The sequence below is a fragment of the Ruminiclostridium josui JCM 17888 genome (genome assembly GCF_000526495.1).
GTDB lineage: Bacteria > Bacillota > Clostridia > Acetivibrionales > DSM-1351 > Ruminiclostridium > Ruminiclostridium josui.
Genome location: NZ_JAGE01000001.1, coordinates 1,032,338 through 1,050,551 on the forward strand (window position 1 = coordinate 1,032,338; position 18,214 = coordinate 1,050,551).

Annotated in this window: 12 protein-coding genes; all 12 read right to left on the reverse strand. The window is 35.2% G+C overall.

The annotated features are described in order from the left end of the window. Positions 1 to 127: 127 nt before the first annotated feature. The 12 genes from K412_RS0104735 to K412_RS20430 all read right to left on the reverse strand — a co-directional run bounded on the left by K412_RS0104735 (position 128) and on the right by K412_RS20430 (position 18,032). Positions 128 to 478 (reverse strand): arsenate reductase family protein, encoded by a 351-nt coding sequence (locus K412_RS0104735; RefSeq protein ID WP_024832056.1) that lies wholly within the window; start codon positions 476 to 478, stop codon positions 128 to 130. An 11-nt stretch (positions 479 to 489) separates the two neighbouring features. After that, on the reverse strand, positions 490 to 1,557 hold the full coding sequence (locus K412_RS0104740) for a hypothetical protein (RefSeq protein WP_024832057.1): 1,068 nt from the start codon (positions 1,555 to 1,557) through the stop codon (positions 490 to 492). A 25-nt stretch (positions 1,558 to 1,582) separates the two neighbouring features. Continuing rightward, complete coding sequence (locus K412_RS0104745; protein WP_024832058.1) at positions 1,583 to 3,016, reverse strand: DUF5677 domain-containing protein; 1,434 nt, start codon at positions 3,014 to 3,016, stop codon at positions 1,583 to 1,585. 43 nt (positions 3,017 to 3,059) lie between these two features. Beyond that, complete coding sequence (locus K412_RS0104750; protein WP_024832059.1) at positions 3,060 to 3,749, reverse strand: phospholipase D-like domain-containing protein; 690 nt, start codon at positions 3,747 to 3,749, stop codon at positions 3,060 to 3,062. Further along, on the reverse strand, positions 3,731 to 5,494 hold the full coding sequence (drmB, locus tag K412_RS0104755; RefSeq protein WP_024832060.1) for a DUF1998 domain-containing protein: 1,764 nt from the start codon (positions 5,492 to 5,494) through the stop codon (positions 3,731 to 3,733). Before drmB ends, K412_RS0104750 begins: the two co-directional genes overlap by 19 nt. Further along, entirely contained in the window at positions 5,494 to 8,961 is a 3,468-nt protein-coding gene (gene drmA, locus K412_RS0104760) for a DISARM system helicase DrmA (protein ID WP_024832061.1), read from the reverse strand. The genes drmB and drmA overlap by 1 nt, the downstream gene beginning before the upstream one ends. 16 nt (positions 8,962 to 8,977) lie before the next feature. After that, positions 8,978 to 11,704 carry a DEAD/DEAH box helicase family protein gene (locus tag K412_RS0104765; protein ID WP_024832062.1) on the reverse strand — a complete coding sequence of 909 codons (2,727 nt, stop codon included), beginning with the start codon at positions 11,702 to 11,704 and terminating at the stop codon, positions 8,978 to 8,980. Beyond that, positions 11,704 to 13,221 (reverse strand): site-specific DNA-methyltransferase, encoded by a 1,518-nt coding sequence (locus K412_RS0104770; protein ID WP_024832063.1) that lies wholly within the window; start codon positions 13,219 to 13,221, stop codon positions 11,704 to 11,706. Before K412_RS0104770 ends, K412_RS0104765 begins: the two co-directional genes overlap by 1 nt. Positions 13,222 to 13,230: 9 nt before the next feature. After that, positions 13,231 to 15,822, reverse strand: a complete 2,592-nt coding sequence (gene drmD, locus K412_RS0104775; RefSeq protein ID WP_024832064.1) for a DISARM system SNF2-like helicase DrmD — start codon at positions 15,820 to 15,822, stop codon at positions 13,231 to 13,233. A 13-nt stretch (positions 15,823 to 15,835) separates the two neighbouring features. Continuing rightward, a complete protein-coding gene (locus tag K412_RS0104780; RefSeq protein WP_024832065.1) occupies positions 15,836 to 17,110 on the reverse strand; it encodes a DNA cytosine methyltransferase in 1,275 nt (424 codons plus the stop codon). 48 nt (positions 17,111 to 17,158) lie between these two features. Further along, entirely contained in the window at positions 17,159 to 17,392 is a 234-nt protein-coding gene (locus tag K412_RS20425; protein ID WP_034847177.1) for a helix-turn-helix domain-containing protein, read from the reverse strand. Between the two features lie 211 nt (positions 17,393 to 17,603). Further along, on the reverse strand, positions 17,604 to 18,032 hold the full coding sequence (locus tag K412_RS20430; RefSeq protein WP_157833811.1) for a helix-turn-helix domain-containing protein: 429 nt from the start codon (positions 18,030 to 18,032) through the stop codon (positions 17,604 to 17,606). Positions 18,033 to 18,214 lie beyond the last annotated feature (182 nt).

Genomic DNA, 18,214 nt, shown 5'->3' on the forward strand with positions numbered 1-18,214 from the left:
TAATGCAATCAAAAATGGACCTTGAGAAATAAAAAATACTAACTTTCTAAATCTAGGTGACTATAATCTTTAGTTCAATGAGAGTTTCGCAATTACCTAATACACATAAAACATTTTAGCTTATATATCAATTCAATTTTTCAATCCACTCTGCTTCCTTAAAGCCCACCAATACAGCATCTCCTTTTACAATCAATGGACGTTTTACCAACATTCCATTAGTAGAAAGTAACTCTAACTGCGCATCTTCACTCATAGTAGAAAGCTTGTCCTTAAGGTTCATTTCTTTATAAAGAAGTCCGCTGGTATTAAAGAACTTCTTCAAGGGAAGTCCACTTGTAACATACCATTTTTTCAATTCGTCATAAGTTGGATTATCCTCCACGATATGACGCTCTGTATATTCTATATTATGTTCATCTAGCCATTTCTTAGCCTTGTGGCAAGTTGAACATTTTGGGTAGCCTATAAACAACATAAAATCCCTCCTTAAAAACACTTGATATATGCTTCAACACATTTTACAATTTCTTTTGGTGTTGGAATCTTTCCCTTTTCAAACGAATTTTCAACTACATTTATCATTTTCCCATTCCCTATACAATCTCGTACAAAAGCATACGCTTTATCTGAAAAATCAAACGCTTTCTGTCCCACATATGGAATATAAGTATCCAAATAGTTCTTTTCCAAAAACTCATCTGATATACTAGAATGAAATAATAAGGTAAAATACTGAAAAACAACATCATTTCTAATAAAAGGGATCATATGGTAACTTTTCATCATCATCACAATCCCAATTGCTTGCATACAATACTGAGATACCGACAAGAAAAACAATTGTGCTTCTCCCATTCCTTTCATGATTGGCATAATATCACCATTTTCCTTCAAATAATTAGCACATCTATCTCTCAACGGCTTTTTTACATCCTCTAACCCATTAAAAATCAGCTGTTCTCTTATATACGGCAATAAATTCCGTTCAATATCTTCGTATGAACCATTTTCTGCATAAAACTCTTGGACATTATTATATTTTACAGAAAACATAGATAGTATCATATTTTCTGCAGTTTTCACCAATACAGTGTGGTATTCATCTCCATCCATAGTTTTAATAAATTCTGTCGGTAAAATATAAAAATCATCAGTATATTCCCTAAGCAGCAACAGCATATCTTGTATGCATTCTCTTAAATACTTGTTTGTATACTCAAAGTTAATTTCGTCCTCTGTACCACCATAAAAAGTAGCCATTTTTAGTAAAGGGTCATTTATCAGCCTCTTTTTTCCTACTAAAATGTATTCATAATGTCCATTATTCACAATATCCAAACGAACCGCACCTGCAAGAAAAGCTACTTCATCATCCTCTGTAATATGTGAAACAAAATAATCCACATATTTTTGATTACGATACCAGAACATCTTTATCTCACCAATTAATCTTTTATACTCGGAAATAGTAAGTTCTTCTAAAATCGGTTCATACTTTTCAAGCAATATTTTGTACTCACTCATCATTCGTTGTATAGGCTTTAACTCAATCATTATCCACACCTCTTCAATCCGTCAATTAAACAGCATAGAAATCTGGTAATTCTACATAAGTCGCAATCGTAGCAAATGTTTTTTTCATAACCATTTCGCTATCCCCAAGTACATTTCTTAAATTCTGTTCATTATGATAATCCGGTACTGAATGATACGCATGAGCTGGGTTGTCACAAATTAGCATTGACGATTCTCTAATTGCACCCCAAATTCCATGTGCAAAATTCGTTGCATACTCATAATATATTTCATAAAGTTCATCTTCCCCACACTTTTGAAATTTAGTTCTAAAACCTGTTTTGTCAAAGTATCCAACACTCATGTTAACAAAAGCTTCATCCATATCTTCGTTTACAATCAGTTCCATGATTTTTTTATCAATCTGAGAATCCTCTGAAAGAGAATATTTTCCTTCTCTTATTTTAGCCATTACTAATTTATATTTACCACTGCCATATGCTTTAAATCTTTCATAAATATCCGACACTTCGCTTTCCTGTTTCATCAAATATTTCAAGTTAATATATGTTTCAAGCATAGTTCTAAATAGAATTCTTCCACTAATATCATTTTGTAACTGTTTTACTACAATCTCTTGATATATACGATATATATAGCAAGTTAATCCCATAATCACAGCATACTTAGTTTCCATTTTCTTATCTTCATTTGTTGCTGCAAGATATTCCATCACATCTGTTGCTATTTTATAAAAATCCATCGTTATTTCCTCTTCCCATACAATTACTAAAGGATTACACTCCGAAATCTCTCCCATTACCTTCCATATACATCTTGCAAAATCTTTACTACAATCCAAATTGCACAACCCCTGAAATGTCGACCTAATCATCGGTCTAAACATTTTCATTACCTCGTCTTCATGAGAATGCTGATAGTACTCGGTTAATGCCTTAGGAAGATCCAAATCAGCGGAAATATGTAATCTTCCATTTAACACATAAAACCAATCAACAATAAAACATATATCCGTTGTTAATTCATCATGGAATCTATTACACTCCTTAACAATTTCCAAAAGCATCGATATACTATCATCTATGTTCATGGAAAAATCAAAAAAATGATTGTAGTACACAGTATTAATATCTGGTGTAACTACTACTGTTAGAGGGGCCAATATATCTTTTTTTACGTATTTTGTTACTATTCTCCAAAACATTTTCTGTTTATCTTCACTCAAATTAAATACTTTGGATAACTGTGGTACCGCTATTTCAGAATTTTGCAATTCTTCTATTATGTGATATAAATTTTCAAACCCTCGTTTTCTTCCTTGACCATGGATAATTAGAGCAATCCATAAAAACTCTGGCAACCAGCATTTTGCCCAACTAGAAAGGCTTAATGTTGCTCCCATTCCATTTGGATCTGTAAATGGCGTATAAAATGTATCACCTTGCTTTATATGTTTTGATAATTCGATTTTATCCATTTTTAAGTCCTTTCTCATTCTCCAAAAGTTCAAAACAAACTCATTACACTCTCACAAATACCTTCATCCGAACCATCTCTTTCATAACTTCCTCTATCTGCTTTGCCTTCTCTGGTGATTCGATCAAAAATCCCATTTCTACATTTCCTTGCATCCCATGGTATGAAAGGTTTGCCGAGGACACTAACGATTTCTTTGCATCTGAAACTAATAATTTTGCATGCAACGCCGCCATCTTGTCATCTTCTTGCTTTTGATATTCATAAACTTGAAGAAAACGAGACTTATACGCCATCAGTCTATCTAATGCAGATTTCTGCTTTTCCATATCATTCACATATAATCTGACATACACTCCCTGCTGGCTCTTTCTTATAATCACATCCAACATATCTGCAAAATAATCCGAAATAGAATATCCTGTGATAGTAAGACTCTTTTCCGTACCTTCTATCAACTTTTGTAACGTCTCCTTAGTTCGTAATGCTTTTACCCTAAAAGAGTCTGGTGCAGTTAATACCAAATCTGCACGTTCTGTTTTCTTTGCTGAATACAATTGCATACACAAGTTAATAATATCGGTTATTTCTTCGTCGCTACAATTCGGAAAATGTTCCTTAAGTTCAACAATCACTTTAGTGAATGAAGCATTTACTCCATTCACTGAGTAATTATCCAATGCATCCGCAATCAAGCCAGCAATGTAATCAATTTTTATACTTGAATTCCACATAAATCTCTCACCAAGCCTCTAAAATAGCCCATTTCTTCATGTTCAGGAACCGGAACAACTAATGCCCTATCCAATAATCTATTTCCATTCTCACATGCTGTTTCTGAAATCATTGTACAAGAATGGCATGCTGCACCATTCAATCTGTCACTAGTTGGATTCTTCATAAAGCATTCTGGGTCAGTGGTGCAAGTAAGACCATTTTCTAATGCCCCTTTTAATAGTGGTAACAATTTATTCATTCCACCCAGTTCTACAAGTCCACCAAGAGAACCTTCCTTATCTGCAGCACCAGTATATATAAGCAAACCGCACATATTCTCACTACTATAAATTCTTTCATGCAACGCAGATGAAGAATATCCAGACTGCATTGCCATTTCCTTTATTAACATATGAGATAGTGTGTGTAGCAACACATATTCTGCATTTCTTGGTTTGAAATTCTCCCACCCTTTCTTCTCGCAATATGCAGCATAGCATCCGGCATACTTATCTGAACGGGTCTTAACCTGTTCAATCTGCATCCATTGATTGATTTTCTCTCTGTTCAATTCAATAAAGACACCTTCACCGTTAATTTCTACTGCCGGAAGCCATTTCTCTCCTGAACCGCATTTTAATTTTACAATATGTGATTGTTCTTCTATTTCCGGCTCTGGCGCTTCAAGTCTCGTGAAACCAGTCAATACTCTTACTTCTCTCAAGCGATGTATCTTAATTACTCTTGAAATGTACTCCTTAAGACTATCCTTAATCTCCACTTCTTGAGCCTTAAAATATTTTACATCGTGCTGATATTCCACATCTTCATGGTGTGTAATTGCCGCATACTCCATCTCTTTTAACTCTGTAAACTCTTTAATATTCTGACTTAATCTGTCATATGCAGCCTTAAAATCATCCCACGAATATTTCTCTCCAAAATACTTATTATAGGCAAAGCTTAAACCATCTTCTTCACCCATAGCCTCTACTAAAGTTTCAATGGTTGCTCGCTGTGCACTCATAATATCATTAATAGGGTTTGTCCAAGGAGGAATGGAGATTGCATTCCTTGTAACTGTAAAGTACACATTTGATGCACCTCTTTGACTCGGAACCACACTCTTCTTACAAATCTTAGGCTTTGCTCCAGGTCTATGCGGATGATTTCCCGAACAACTCAGTCCTGCAAATTTCTCTTTTTGCATGGCTCCTGACATTACTCTTTTTGCTCCACATGCACACTCCACGCGAAGTTCTGCAAGTGATGATGTATTTCCCATTGATTTCAGAAACATATCCTCTTTGCAACTTGTTTCTCCATGATGAACCCACCATCTATATGGAAAATCATCCATATGTCCTTCTTCACATACTGTAATAAATCTGGAAGGATATGCAGGAAAACCACATTTAGGACACTTCACTTCTCCTTGCGCATTTCTATACTGTTCTGCATCAAAGTATTCTCTCATATCAAACAGGAACTTACATGTCCCCTTTGAACACACATGATAGTAGGGAAATGAAATAACCGGAATATCTTCTTTACCACCAGTTTTTGGCATAAAAAATTTCCTTACATTCATATAGCTTGCTAATCTGGCATCTCTAATTTCTTTACCAATGTTATTATTATCCCAGTATTCGATGTCCAACACTGTTAACGAGTCATTCACCGCATCCATAATTGAGCCTGGGCCATATGTAGTTATCAATTGATTTGGACGTATCTCGCCCAGTTTTTTATAAAAATTCATTATATGCCCTCCCAATAAAATACTGTAGATGACTGTTCAACATCTCTCATCGAACTTAATGTAGGCTTTTCTTTATCACCATAATATTCTCCATAATATGTGAGCAACCTCTTTTTGTCATCTGCTACCGAAGGGACAAAATAATACAATTTGTCCGATTTCGCAATGTTCTTCCATGTACTGATAAATTCTTCTATTTCTTTTTCTGTATCTGCATAAGATGAAGGTGCTGTTACCTTCACCCTCTCGAGTATCATTTCTTTTACTCGTTTTACATCCTCATCAGAGATTTCATTGATATTAGCAGCTCCGCCATTATCCGCCATTTCTTCAAATTGTAAGCGAAGCAATGACACTACTAATGCATGTAATACCCTATCTCTCGCTCTTGCTGCAAACGGTGTTGCTGTTGTGCCTTCCACATATCTATACATCTGAGAATGAAATCCAACAAAGTTTTCATAATTTGATAGATCTCGTGGTCTATATGGATTATAAACTGTAAAAATGATACCTGGATGTTGGCGTCCTACACGGCTTGTTGCCTGAATATACTCGGAGTTCTGTTTCGGCTGACCTACCACCGTCATAAGGCCTAAACGGTCCACATCCATACCAACAGCAATCATATTTGTGGCAATGACAACATCATAGCAATTCTGTCTTTCCTTTTTCTTATCATAGGAAATGGCTAACTTTTCGAGTACCTGAGCAATCTCCCATGATGGAATACGAGATGTAATCTCTTTCTTGCCATCGATACCAATATATCTTTGTGCCGGACTATTATATTTATTCTTAACTACACGAATCCTACTTGCAATATCGTCGTCCAAAAGGCGAACTGCACCGCCAAGTTCTCGAATACTGTTAAAATATCCAATTAAGGTATAATATGGGTCTATATAGTCTTCAAACTCCGGCTCTTTTGCCAAATCTAATGCTGTTTGTAAAATAATAGAATACAAACGGATAAGTGTTGTTTTAACTGATTGACCGCTTGCACAAATACCTACATACTGTCGGAATGGTTTCTGCCCATCTGCTATTAATTCCTGTAATTTTTCCTTTGATGCAGATGCTAAGTTCTCTTTTGGCAATGTAACCTCTCGAATAAAGAACGAATCTCTAGTATCAAATCCGCTTGGTGGAAACTGGGTGAAATCATTTCTACCATACAAGAACTTTATCTGCTCACCCGCATTCTTGATTGTTGCAGTCGAAACTACATACTTAGGACGAATCTTCTTACCATTTCGCTCGATACAGCACATTTCTTCTACAACAGTTTCATAACCTCCATAAATAGTCCCCAAAGGACCTGTAATCAAATGTAACTCATCCTGAATAATAAGTTCCGGTGGATAAAATGGTTTACATTCTGTTGTTACAGCCTTATCCAAACCTGCTGCCACATCTGCGTTATGTCTTCCCGGATGTTTTTCACCTACTGCGATATGTCCACATCTCGAGCAACATCTGTCTGTTTTACCAAACAACAAACCAACCTGTTCTGTCCATGGTAATCTCGCAAATTTATCAACAGTTGAAATTATTACAGTCGGACATTTCGCATAAATTTCTTCATCTACCAAATATACAGGAATTGTTCTTCCTGTTCTCTTTGAAAACATGCAAAATTCATCAGAACAATGAATTTGAACTGATTTTCCTTTTTCATTTATTATGTAATCATCTCGTTCTATCGGCTTACCACAGTAAGGACACTTGATAATCTGTTTTGTCAGTTTGCGCAAGAATTCCTTTTTCTTAAACTGGTCAGTGTCACTATAATCACTAAATTTATTTGGCGTAACATTTCCTCCAACCCAAAATCCAATGGTAATTCTTTCCTTGCCATACAACTCTGTATTTTTTTCTCTTAACTGTTCCATCGCAACAATAAGTCGCATCAAACGATCCCTTTGCTGTGTAGTAAGCAATCTAAGAGTATAACGTAAAAATACCGTTACTCCGCCATCTTTTTCATACTCATTTTCTTCCTTGGCTGTCAATCTACGATATGCAATCGTAAATGCTATCAACCCCAAGTATGCCTCTGTCTTGCCTCCACCCGTAGGGAAATAAAGCAAATCAACAATTTCCCTTTCCGGTGATTCGCCATCCATAATTCCACACAAATTTAATAATACAAATGCTATCTGGAAAGGTCTCCACTCGCTGTGATCTTTCTTTCTACCTTTTTCTGGCATATCTTTCATAAAATCCGTAAGGTTACAAGGGATTCCACTTCCATATTCTTTAGAAAACGATGTAATACTTCTCTGCAAATACATTGCTTGATTCATAAACACAAATGCTTGATATGCCTTGTCATCACGCTCAATCAAATCAATACCCGCATTCATTCTACGATTCGCATCATTGCACTTATCTATGATAGTTTGTCCTGTCACACGAAACTTTTGTTCTTGCATAGAAACATCATTTACTAAAACATCCGTAATCCAATCTCCGTACATAGATGTCAATAGACGTAAGTTCTCTATTACCTCGTCCTTTTTCTTTGGTGAACCCATTTGTAACATAGAGAATACATGCTCTGGCATATCCTCTATCTGTGCACTTACGCTTGGAATTTCGTAATCTGGTATAAATGCCGTTCTTACTGATGCTGTGTTAACTTCGTCAATTACAGCATCCCACGTTGCAGCACATCCTCTACCTCTCGCATAGACAGGTCTTCCCTTATAGTAATACTCATCCTCAAGTTCTACCTTTCTACATACATATTCCGGCACAAAAATAGGACTCATTAAATCATCCGCAATAAGCATTTCTACTTGGAACATAACTTTTTCATATTCTTTCTCTTCACCATCTGATTTATCATTATTGTGAAGATATACAGATACCATTTTATGTCCATTATCCAACTGCATTTTCATTACATAGACGTATATACTACTGTTGGACTCTAAAGGAATCATTTCAGAACGTTTTCCATTGTTTAATTCAATTTCCACAACATCCTGCATTTGCTCTCTAACATACACAGTATGTTTCTTCTTTTTCTTATTTTCTGCATCCTCTTCCAAAGTTCCATCAACAACTTCACCTTGAATCTGCTCTGCATGATATTTTCCCCAGTTGATATATGCATTTAATTTAGATACATCATCAGCAACATAAAATGAAATACCTATTGAAGACGGTTTCTGAAATCCACCTTTAAATCTATCTTCTGGTTCTTCCTCTTCAAAAATCCCCGCTTCCATAGTTTCACCATCAGCATCGAATTTTTTCTCCGTAAACTCTACATCGAAGTAATTCTCATCCTCTGTTACAGCTGTATCAGCAGGATATAATAATCCCGTAATATAACTACTTGTCGGTACTTCATTCAGTTCTTCGCACACAGAAGACGGACCTATTAAATCTTTTCTAACAGCCTCCAGAATCTTCTGGCGTACAATAGCATGTTTAAAATCTTTTATATCTGCCATTTACAGCCTCCCATTTTTATTCTTCTACCGAAATTGGTACTGCTAAACCAACCACGTATTTTAATGTGTTTCCAACAACAATTTTGTCTCCTGGAATCAATCGGTATTCCCATACCTTACCATCAGCATCTACTTTAGATGCACATTCGCACCACTTCACTGCAGCTTTTGCTTTTTCTTGTACTTCCTCAGTTTCTGTCTGATTAGCAGCCTTAACTTCTATCATGTACTTCTTATCCTTCGTTTCAACTAAAAAGTCCGGATTATATTGCTTTGCTGCTCTATAGAACAAGCCCAACTGGTTAAGTGGTGGCTTTATGAATCGTACAACTTCGTCATCTTCTTCCAAAATTACGGACAAACGTCTTTCATCATCACTATCAAAAGCATTCTCTGGATAGTATGACTTCTTGTATCCTTCGAACAAATAGTGTTTGATATTCTTTTTATCTGGTACTTCTTTCTTGAAATGAAGCCTTCCATCCGCTCTCATATTTTTTACAAATGAGCCAAATACAATAAGATCTTTTTGCACTTTAAATACAAACTCCGTGCTTTCCTCTTTCGATGCATATATCTGATTTCTCAAATCATTTACAATGACAGTGGCATATCTTCTGACAATCTTCTTTTTATCCTCATCAGAACCATCTATCAAAGCTAAATACTGATCCACAACATCTAATATAAATTCTGCATCATCAGAATCAAATTCCGGAATACTATCTAAAAGTGAAACTGCCAACATATTTTCCGGATTTTCGACAATCAATGCATCTGCATCAAGCACCTGTAACAATCTGTCATTAATGGTGTCATATCTCTCAATTCGTGATGCAGCAATATCAAAATCTTGAATTGTTCGCTTAACCGTAAATGGCTTAAATTCAATAGTAGAACTATAACTAATTCCTATTTTAGGCACAGAAATAGCTACTTTTTTCAGTTCTTCCACTTTCTTGATAAATTCCTGTTTTGCATAAGGAAGCACGTTTTTACTTCCCGAACTCTTCTGAATGTCAATTTGCAAAGTCGTATTATCCGGCTGAACTACTGTCATTCCATTAGTGGCAACTCCACCATTGTTCGACTGTTGTTCCGCTATATCATCTGTCCTTGGACCTTCTTCAGAAGCTTGATTTCCAAACAAATCAAAAATAGACATTTGTCCACTGTTTTCATCGGTCTTCTTCGTTGTTGTAGCTTTCTTTACAAACGCTTTCTGATATTCCTCAAAAAGACTCTCTACCGTACTTTGATTATTCAAGTCTTGATATGATTTTATGCCACTTTCTTTAAGCGCCTCATCAAACAACGAAATCTGCTTATTCTCTACTGCTGGCTCAACTTGTACAGTCTTTGTATCAGGAATTTCTTCTTCATCCAGATTTTTCTTTTTAAATACCGGATTATTCTTAATATCGTCAATAATCTCACGGTAATGGTCATGTGCCACTATATCAAGTGTATCTAACTCTTCAATCCCTGTAATTTCTCCAAACGGTAATCTAAGACCTCTTCCAATAGTTTGCAATGCTAATATGTCACTCTTTGCAGCATTCAACGGAATAATTGTAAAGAGGTTATTTACATCCCATCCTTCTTTCAACTTATAAACATGCAATACAATCTCAATCGGATTCGTATTCTTTTCAATGGTTAATAACTTCTGAATGTTTTCTTCCGTCTCAGCACCACTGGTACTAGAGTCGATTTCAATTACTTTTCCCACATATCTTCCACCAAAAAAAGAGTCTGAATCAATCTTATCTTTAATCTTCTTAGCATGAGTTGTATCTTTACATGCAACTAAAACAATAGGTTTTACTTGTTCCACTCCATTCTCTATGCAATATTTATAAACGATGGATTTTCTTCTCTCATGAAGCTTAATTCCATCCTTCAATTTCATTTCTTCAATATCATCTTCCGAATATCCAGCAGTATTAGTTCTTCCCATAACCACAGGGATTTTCAGAAACTTACCCGCACCATCTTCTAATCCATAATGATAAATGATATTTTTATTGGTACTCTTAGGAGTTGCTGTAAATTCTAATCCGAGGACAGGATTTAGGTAATTGATAGCAACCTTTGATGCCGGAGCATAATATCTATGTGCTTCATCCATACAGATAACCAAATCATCAAAGGAACGAAGAACTTCTGCAAAGGAGCCGCCTAAGTTCTCATTAAATTTATGGAACTTAAATTCCAAATCACCACGAGTAAAAATCTTCGAAATATTAAAAATGAAAATTTGAATATCCGAAGTCTTCTCTACTACTAACTCTTCTTGCACATACTTCACCGGATATGACAAATAATTCTCACCATCATATACCTTAGGTCTTCCCATTTCTGCTTCAAGTCCCTTAAACATATACTTTGGATGTCCTGGCACAGATTCTCTACGCATCTTGTCATAAATGGTATTTCCTGGTGCAAGAATGAAAAAATGCTTATATCCTTTTGTCTTATACAGGTAATAAATACAAGCCCCCATCAGACGTGATTTACCAATACCTGTTGTCATATCAAAACAAAAAGATGGAAAATCAAATTCCTTATCCACTGAAATATTGTGCGGATCTTGACAATTCTCAGATGCAATCTTCTCTGCCTCTGCTTTAGAAACAGTTCGGTACTCTATCTTAGAACTAATGGCATCAAAATATTTCAGTGCTTCGTACTGAGGGTCACGCAAGCTCATAGCCCATTTAATCTTATCTACTGAACTCACTATTCCTGCACCTCACTTTCAAAATTGCACTTTTCTAACAAATCTTTCGGTATCTTCTTTACTTCCACATTCTCAGGCAACATCATGTCCGCTTGATTCTTCTTGCAGTAAATTAACAAACTCTGTCTTTCTCCTAATGTTTTCATAACCGACATCACATACTTTGTATTCACAAATTCTTCAGTAATATGGATAAATCTGTTCTCCGAAGAATACCCATGAAACTCACCTGACGGTGCATATGTAAATCCTTCTATCTTACAAATTGCTTCACATACCATTTTCCAAGTATATGTTGGATTAAGTTGATAAATAGGCAATGTTGAATTTTTAACAAGAAGTGGTTCTGCAAGTTCGTAGAATTTGTAGCCACCACCGCCTTGCCAGTTCACATCCTTTGAAATACCACCTTGTTCACCATCAATAACTTTATCTATTCTTTCTTTACAATGAGTATAACAATGTCGGCCTAATTCAATTCCAATCCATCTTCGATTCTTTTTATGTGCAACTGCCATAGTTGTTCCTGATCCTAAAAATGAATCTAATACAATATCACCTTCCTTGGTGGCTAAATCAATTATTCTATTAATGAGTTTTTCTGGCTTTGGAGTTGCAAATGGTTCCTTTTCATTAAAAACTTTTACCTCTTTCTTCGCATCTTGATTATGGCCTACTTCTGTATATTTCCAGATTGTCATTGCAGTACTTCCCTGCTTTACTTCAGACAAGAACTTTTTCTGCGATGGAACATTGTTTCCTTTATCACCAAACCATATTCGGTTATCCTTAACCAATTCCTTAAATTTCTCCTCATTTGTTATCCAACTTCTACTAGCTGGTGGTCTCACAATTCTTCCGCTTGGTAATGTTATTTCATAATCCCCTGATTTACTGTATGTTTTCGCAGAAAAATCTGAAGATTTCCATGGTCCTCTTGGATCATTATCTGGATTTTTATATCTTTTATTCATTTCCTCAGTTCTAGGCAACAAATTGGGTCTCCAAATATCTTTATGCTTTGCATATACAAGTATAAAATCATGACTATCTGATAACCATTTTGCATCGTTTTGTGGAGAATACTTTTTTTCCCATATTACATTTGCGACAAAATTTTGTCGGCCAAATATTTCATCACAAATTATCTTCAAATATGCTTGTTCATCATCATCAATACTAACCCAAATACTACCATCATCAGAAAGCAAATTGTATAATATTTCTATTCTTCTTTTAATCATTGACAACCATATTGAATGCTCTAATCCATCATCATACTGTTCAAATGCATTTCCCGTATTATAAGGCGGATCTATATATATACATTTGATTTTTCCTGAATAATCCTGCTCTAATGCTTTCAATGCCAATAAATTATCCCCATGTATCAACATATTCTCTGTATCTGAGTTTCCATACGATTTTGATTTATCTTCAATCAGAATTCTTGGTTCCAATTTTTCTTCCTCATATTTACCAACCCATGTCAGTTCTAATTTGCCTCTTTTTTCCATGGTTTCCTCCTAAAATTTAATAACAATTTTGGGTATAAACTGTGGTGTTGTTAACACCCTTTCCTCGAATTCCTTTTGCATAACATTTACTTCCGCTTCCAACGATGTCATCTCATCGTGAAACGCTTCTATCATTTGTTTTTGTTGCTGTTCCAACGACTCCATATGCTTTTTCAACGCAATCTTTTGTCTAAAATCTGTTTCTGCTGCATATTGTTCTTTTATAGCATCAAGTTCTGAAGAGTCCTTCGCTTTTAGCACATATTCCTCTTTTCTAAGCATCAACCAATTAGATAACTTATCCTTATTTTTTTGAATTAGTTCTTGCTTTGAAGTTATATAGTGTTGCTGTATATACTTTGTAACCATATCTATGTAAGATAAAATCTTCTGCTTATCTGGACTTCTATCCAGCAATTCATCATCTTGCAGTTTTTCGCACAAGTTTCTTGCCAACTGGTCACTTACTCCATACATTTTCTCTTTACTGTCAATTATCTCAAAAACAACTTCCTGCATATCTGCATCAACGCTAGATACTCCTAATAATAAATATCCATGTTTAATTCCCGGAATATCTAACACTTTATTCGTTTCATAATATAAAGGATAGTTAACTTTACTATGTTCAATAGTCTTATTCATCCAATATTCACATTGTGAATCGTATTGTGCTATCTCTTGGAGAATCTGATTAAACCTTTGTTTATGTTGCTCCTCTGTTTTATAAATAAACAAATTCTTCAATTCTTCCATCTTCTTATTTCTCTTTTTATCAAGTTCCTTTTCTAATGCCTTGAATTCTTTAGCAAAATCAGAAGATGTTTTACATTCTTGGTAAATCTGTGTTACTCGTTTCTCAAAATCTGCACCACTCTCTAAAAGTCCAATAGCTTTATCCGATGCACCAAATACACCTTGAAAAAGTTCAAATTTTTTGGAAAGAATTTCATAAACACGCTTGTCTGCAACATTTTGCGTATTGAGAAGATTTATTACTATAACATCATTTTTCTGACCATAACGATGGCACCTTCCAATACGCTGCTCTATCTTTTGTGGGTTCCAAGGTAAATCATAATTTATAATGGTATTACAAAACTGCAAATTCAAACCTTCTGAACCCGAATCTGTTACAAGCAAAATTTTATATTCATCTCTAAACGCCTCTACAATGGCATTCTTCATTTCAACATTTCTGCTGCCTAGGTATTTTCCATAATTTCTTGCTTTCCATGCCTTGTAAATCTGTTTAGTAATATTGTCATTGGCATTACCATTAAACTTGAGAATCTGCCCTTCATATCCCACAGCTGACAATTCATCAAATATATATTGCTGTGTTCTTATAGACTCTGTAAAAATAACTATTTTTTGTGCAATACCAGCCTCACTCTGAAATGTAAATGCTTTTTCTACAGCCTGCTTTAATGCTGTCATCTTAGCATTCTTATTTATGCCTTCTGTCTTATTTATAATAGCTTCGACTTCATCTATTTCATGCTGAATGAATTCATTTACCTTTTCTCTCGTATATAATTCATCCTGTTTGCATTCTTCATCTGTTTCAATCTCATCATCATCAAAGAAACTAAGAAAGAAATCAATACTCTCATCGGCAGTTTCTTTCCTTGTTGTTTCCTTCAATATCTCTAATCTCCCCTTTAATACTTTAAAGGTTTCTGCAACAGCCATACTAGAAGATGCCAGCAGTTTTCGTATTACCGATGTAATCAAAGTTCTATGTGAATTTGGCAATGCATACAACACTTCTTTTTTAAGATAGTTGTTAATCATTACATACAATTCAATTTCCCTTGGTGACAATTCAAAATCTATTGTCATCTCTTTTCGTTCTGAAAACTGAATATACTCTGCTACTTCTTTTCGTAATGTTCTTTGTATTACTGTACTTAAACTATCTTTAAGTGCCAAGTAATTCTCATTTCTCATATATCTCTCGGAGAATACTGATTTACTATAAAAAATACGCTCATCAATATATTGAACCAACCCATACATATCAAGTAAAGTATTCTGCATAGGTGTTGCAGTTAAGAGAATCTTTGGAATGCCTTTTGTCAATTCATATAAACCATTCGCCATTTTTGAACCACTTTTATGAACATTTCTTAATCTATGCGCTTCGTCAAATACACAAAAATCCCATGCTACTTTTCCTAAGGACTCTTTTCTTTTGGAGGCAAAATGATACGATACAATAATTACGGACTGCTTCTTCTTTATCTCTGTTAGATAATCATCCCAATTCGCACTATCTACAATTAAGGATGTAATATCAAACTTTTCTTCCAGTTCAACTTGCCATTGTTTTCTAAGATTGGAAGGCATAATAAGCAATATCTTGTCTCTACCACTCTGTAGTAAGTACTTGATTACAAGACCTGCTTCAATCGTTTTACCAAGACCAACCTCATCAGCAAGAATGGCACCACCTATTTCTAGTGATGCAAGCGCAAATGTGAATGCCTCAACTTGGTGTGGATTAATATCAATATCGGCCATATGCAAACAACTATATGGATTTTTCTGCAATTCCTGCTGCTTTAACTCCGCATAAGTAGCTTCTACGATTCCCATTTGCACTTCTCCTTTACTTCTTCGTTAATTGTACCTTAATCTTTTCAGCTATTTGCTTTGCCATCATAGGTGGCACCGCATTTCCTACCTGTACAAACTGTGAGGTTCGTGGTCCCTCAAAATAATAACTATCCGGAAAGGACTGTAATCTTGCAGCCTCTCGTACTGTAATTGATCTATGCTGTTCTATTGCCGGGTGTATAAAGTAGTGTCCATCCTTGGATAAATGCGCCAAGATAGTATGACAATAATCCATATCCCCTTCCACAACTTTAAATCTGTCCACAAAGGATGTTCTATTCTTGTGTGTCTTTAATTCTTCCGGCAAATCATCATACTTCAATCGCTCATGTTGTTCATTATTGAACCACAAATCGATTACCCTTTTATATATTTCTATATCCTGCGCTGTATGTGGTCTTGCTATATGTGCCGTCAGAACATCTTCTTTCTGTCTAATTCCATTTTCTTTCGCATATTTCTTGACTTTTCTCATATCAGATACATGATATTTATCGGCACCTATTCCTGGTGTCAGTGGTGCTAAGTCTTCCAACAAATCCCACACTTTAGCCTTGCTCTCGATAATTTCAAATGTCGGATACTCATATCCTGTTCCTTTAAGCCATCCTACAATTATCACTCTTTTCCTACTTTGCAATACACCAAAATCTTTCGCATTTAATTCATGATAATCTAGTTCATATCCGACTCTCTTCATATACATTTGAAGATTCTTAAATGCTTGTCCACCTCGTGCAGTTTTTATTCCAGCTACATTTTCAAATACAAACATTCTAGGCTTATATTTTTTTAGAAACTGAACATACATTTTATATAATTCATTCCTTGGGTCATCTTCCATTGGAATAAGCATATGACTGCTTTGTGCCCTTCCAACCAAGGAATATGCTTGGCATGGCGGACCGCCTATAATCACGTCAACCTGTTCAATTCCCTTTTCCAGTTTTATCGTATCAATCGTTTCAAAAATGCTCTTAATTGTAGCCTCAGACATTTCTTTATTGATGACAGTTTTTAATTCTTGTTCTGGAATTAACTTCAACAATTCCTCTCGTGTTATCAATCCTTTTTCATACTGATAATAGCTATCTAACTGTCCTTTTTCTTTTAAATGATAATATGCAATTCGTGTTTCTATTGTCTTAGCCGCATATTCATTCATCTCTACATGTGCTATAGGTTGATATCCACTTTGAATGAAGCCCTCAGAAAGTCCTCCGGCACCAGCAAAGAGATCAATATAGCTTAAACCTGTTTCATTCATGGTTATCCTACCTTATCATCTCATAATAATTGTCCCATAATAAGGACTTTATTCTTCGTGCAGTTTTTTCCTTACAGTTTCGAGTTCTGTAAACTCCATAATATCTCCAATATTACATTCCAATTCTGCACATATTTTCTCCAAAATCGGCATTGCCACCATCTCTTCGTTAGACATCTTCGCCATGGTACTACTACTAATTTTTACAGTTTTACATAATTCGCTTTTATTAATTTTTTTATCAATCATTAATTTCCATAAATTGTTGTATGATACTGCCATAACTTCCTCCACACTCGACTTTTGGTTACAATTAGCCCATCTTATTTCATTATAATCATTCATTCGTAATTTGTAAAATACTTTCTTCGATTTCTCGAATATTTTTTACGCCTATTTACATTGTTGTTTTGAGAACTCATTCCTAGCATTTTACAAAAAACACCACCTCATGCCATTTCCAAACAGCACAAGATGGTGTCTCTTCATCTACCTATTCTTCATTCATATCTCTTCTCACCGAGATTCTTCCAAAATACTTCCCTGCCGGAGCCAGTTCGTCCTGATTCCTACATCTGTTATATTCTGCTCTAATAATCGCTTCTACAGCCTCTCTTCCGAACTGATCAAGTCTAGCATATTTCAAAGCGTACTCTGTCAAATCATCCTCCACCTGCGACAATGCCAATTCATCCATTACGCTTTCATCCCATACTGGTGGTGTAGCATCATCCGATTTTCCCATGATGTACTCGATACTTCTTTGAAATATATCACTTAACTTGCTAAGCGTCTCAAATCCTGGTGTTCTGCTATTATTCTCCCAAGTAGATACCGTTCCTTTAGTTATACCTAGCGCATTTGCAAGAGCAAGCTGTGTCATTCCATATTCCTTACGAAGTGCTTTAATTCTTTCTCCCATTGTCATTGTCTGTCACCTTCCTTCTATATAAAAGTATGCTAATATCACTACTTTGTCAATTATTTTATCGTTAAAAGATGAACCACTATCGTTACTTTGGTTATTTTTTACAAAGTTTGTTTTTTAGTATTTTTTGCTATTAAAATCTATTGACTTGTATTGACCATTCATATAGAATGCGA

Coding starts and splice junctions, on each gene's coding strand:
- K412_RS0104770 (WP_024832063.1), bottom strand. CDS start 13,221: ATGGAAAAAAGAGGCAAATTAGAACTGACATGGGTTGGTAAATATGAG.
- K412_RS0104780 (WP_024832065.1), bottom strand. CDS start 17,110: ATGAATGAAACAGGTTTAAGCTATATTGATCTCTTTGCTGGTGCCGGA.
- drmD (WP_024832064.1), bottom strand. CDS start 15,822: ATGGGAATCGTAGAAGCTACTTATGCGGAGTTAAAGCAGCAGGAATTG.
- K412_RS0104740 (WP_024832057.1), bottom strand. CDS start 1,557: ATGATTGAGTTAAAGCCTATACAACGAATGATGAGTGAGTACAAAATA.
- K412_RS20430 (WP_157833811.1), bottom strand. CDS start 18,032: ATGGGAGAAAGAATTAAAGCACTTCGTAAGGAATATGGAATGACACAG.
- drmB (WP_024832060.1), bottom strand. CDS start 5,494: ATGAATTTTTATAAAAAACTGGGCGAGATACGTCCAAATCAATTGATA.
- K412_RS20425 (WP_034847177.1), bottom strand. CDS start 17,392: ATGGCAGTATCATACAACAATTTATGGAAATTAATGATTGATAAAAAA.
- drmA (WP_024832061.1), bottom strand. CDS start 8,961: ATGGCAGATATAAAAGATTTTAAACATGCTATTGTACGCCAGAAGATT.
- K412_RS0104735 (WP_024832056.1), bottom strand. CDS start 478: ATGTTGTTTATAGGCTACCCAAAATGTTCAACTTGCCACAAGGCTAAG.
- K412_RS0104745 (WP_024832058.1), bottom strand. CDS start 3,016: ATGGATAAAATCGAATTATCAAAACATATAAAGCAAGGTGATACATTT.
- K412_RS0104750 (WP_024832059.1), bottom strand. CDS start 3,749: ATGTGGAATTCAAGTATAAAAATTGATTACATTGCTGGCTTGATTGCG.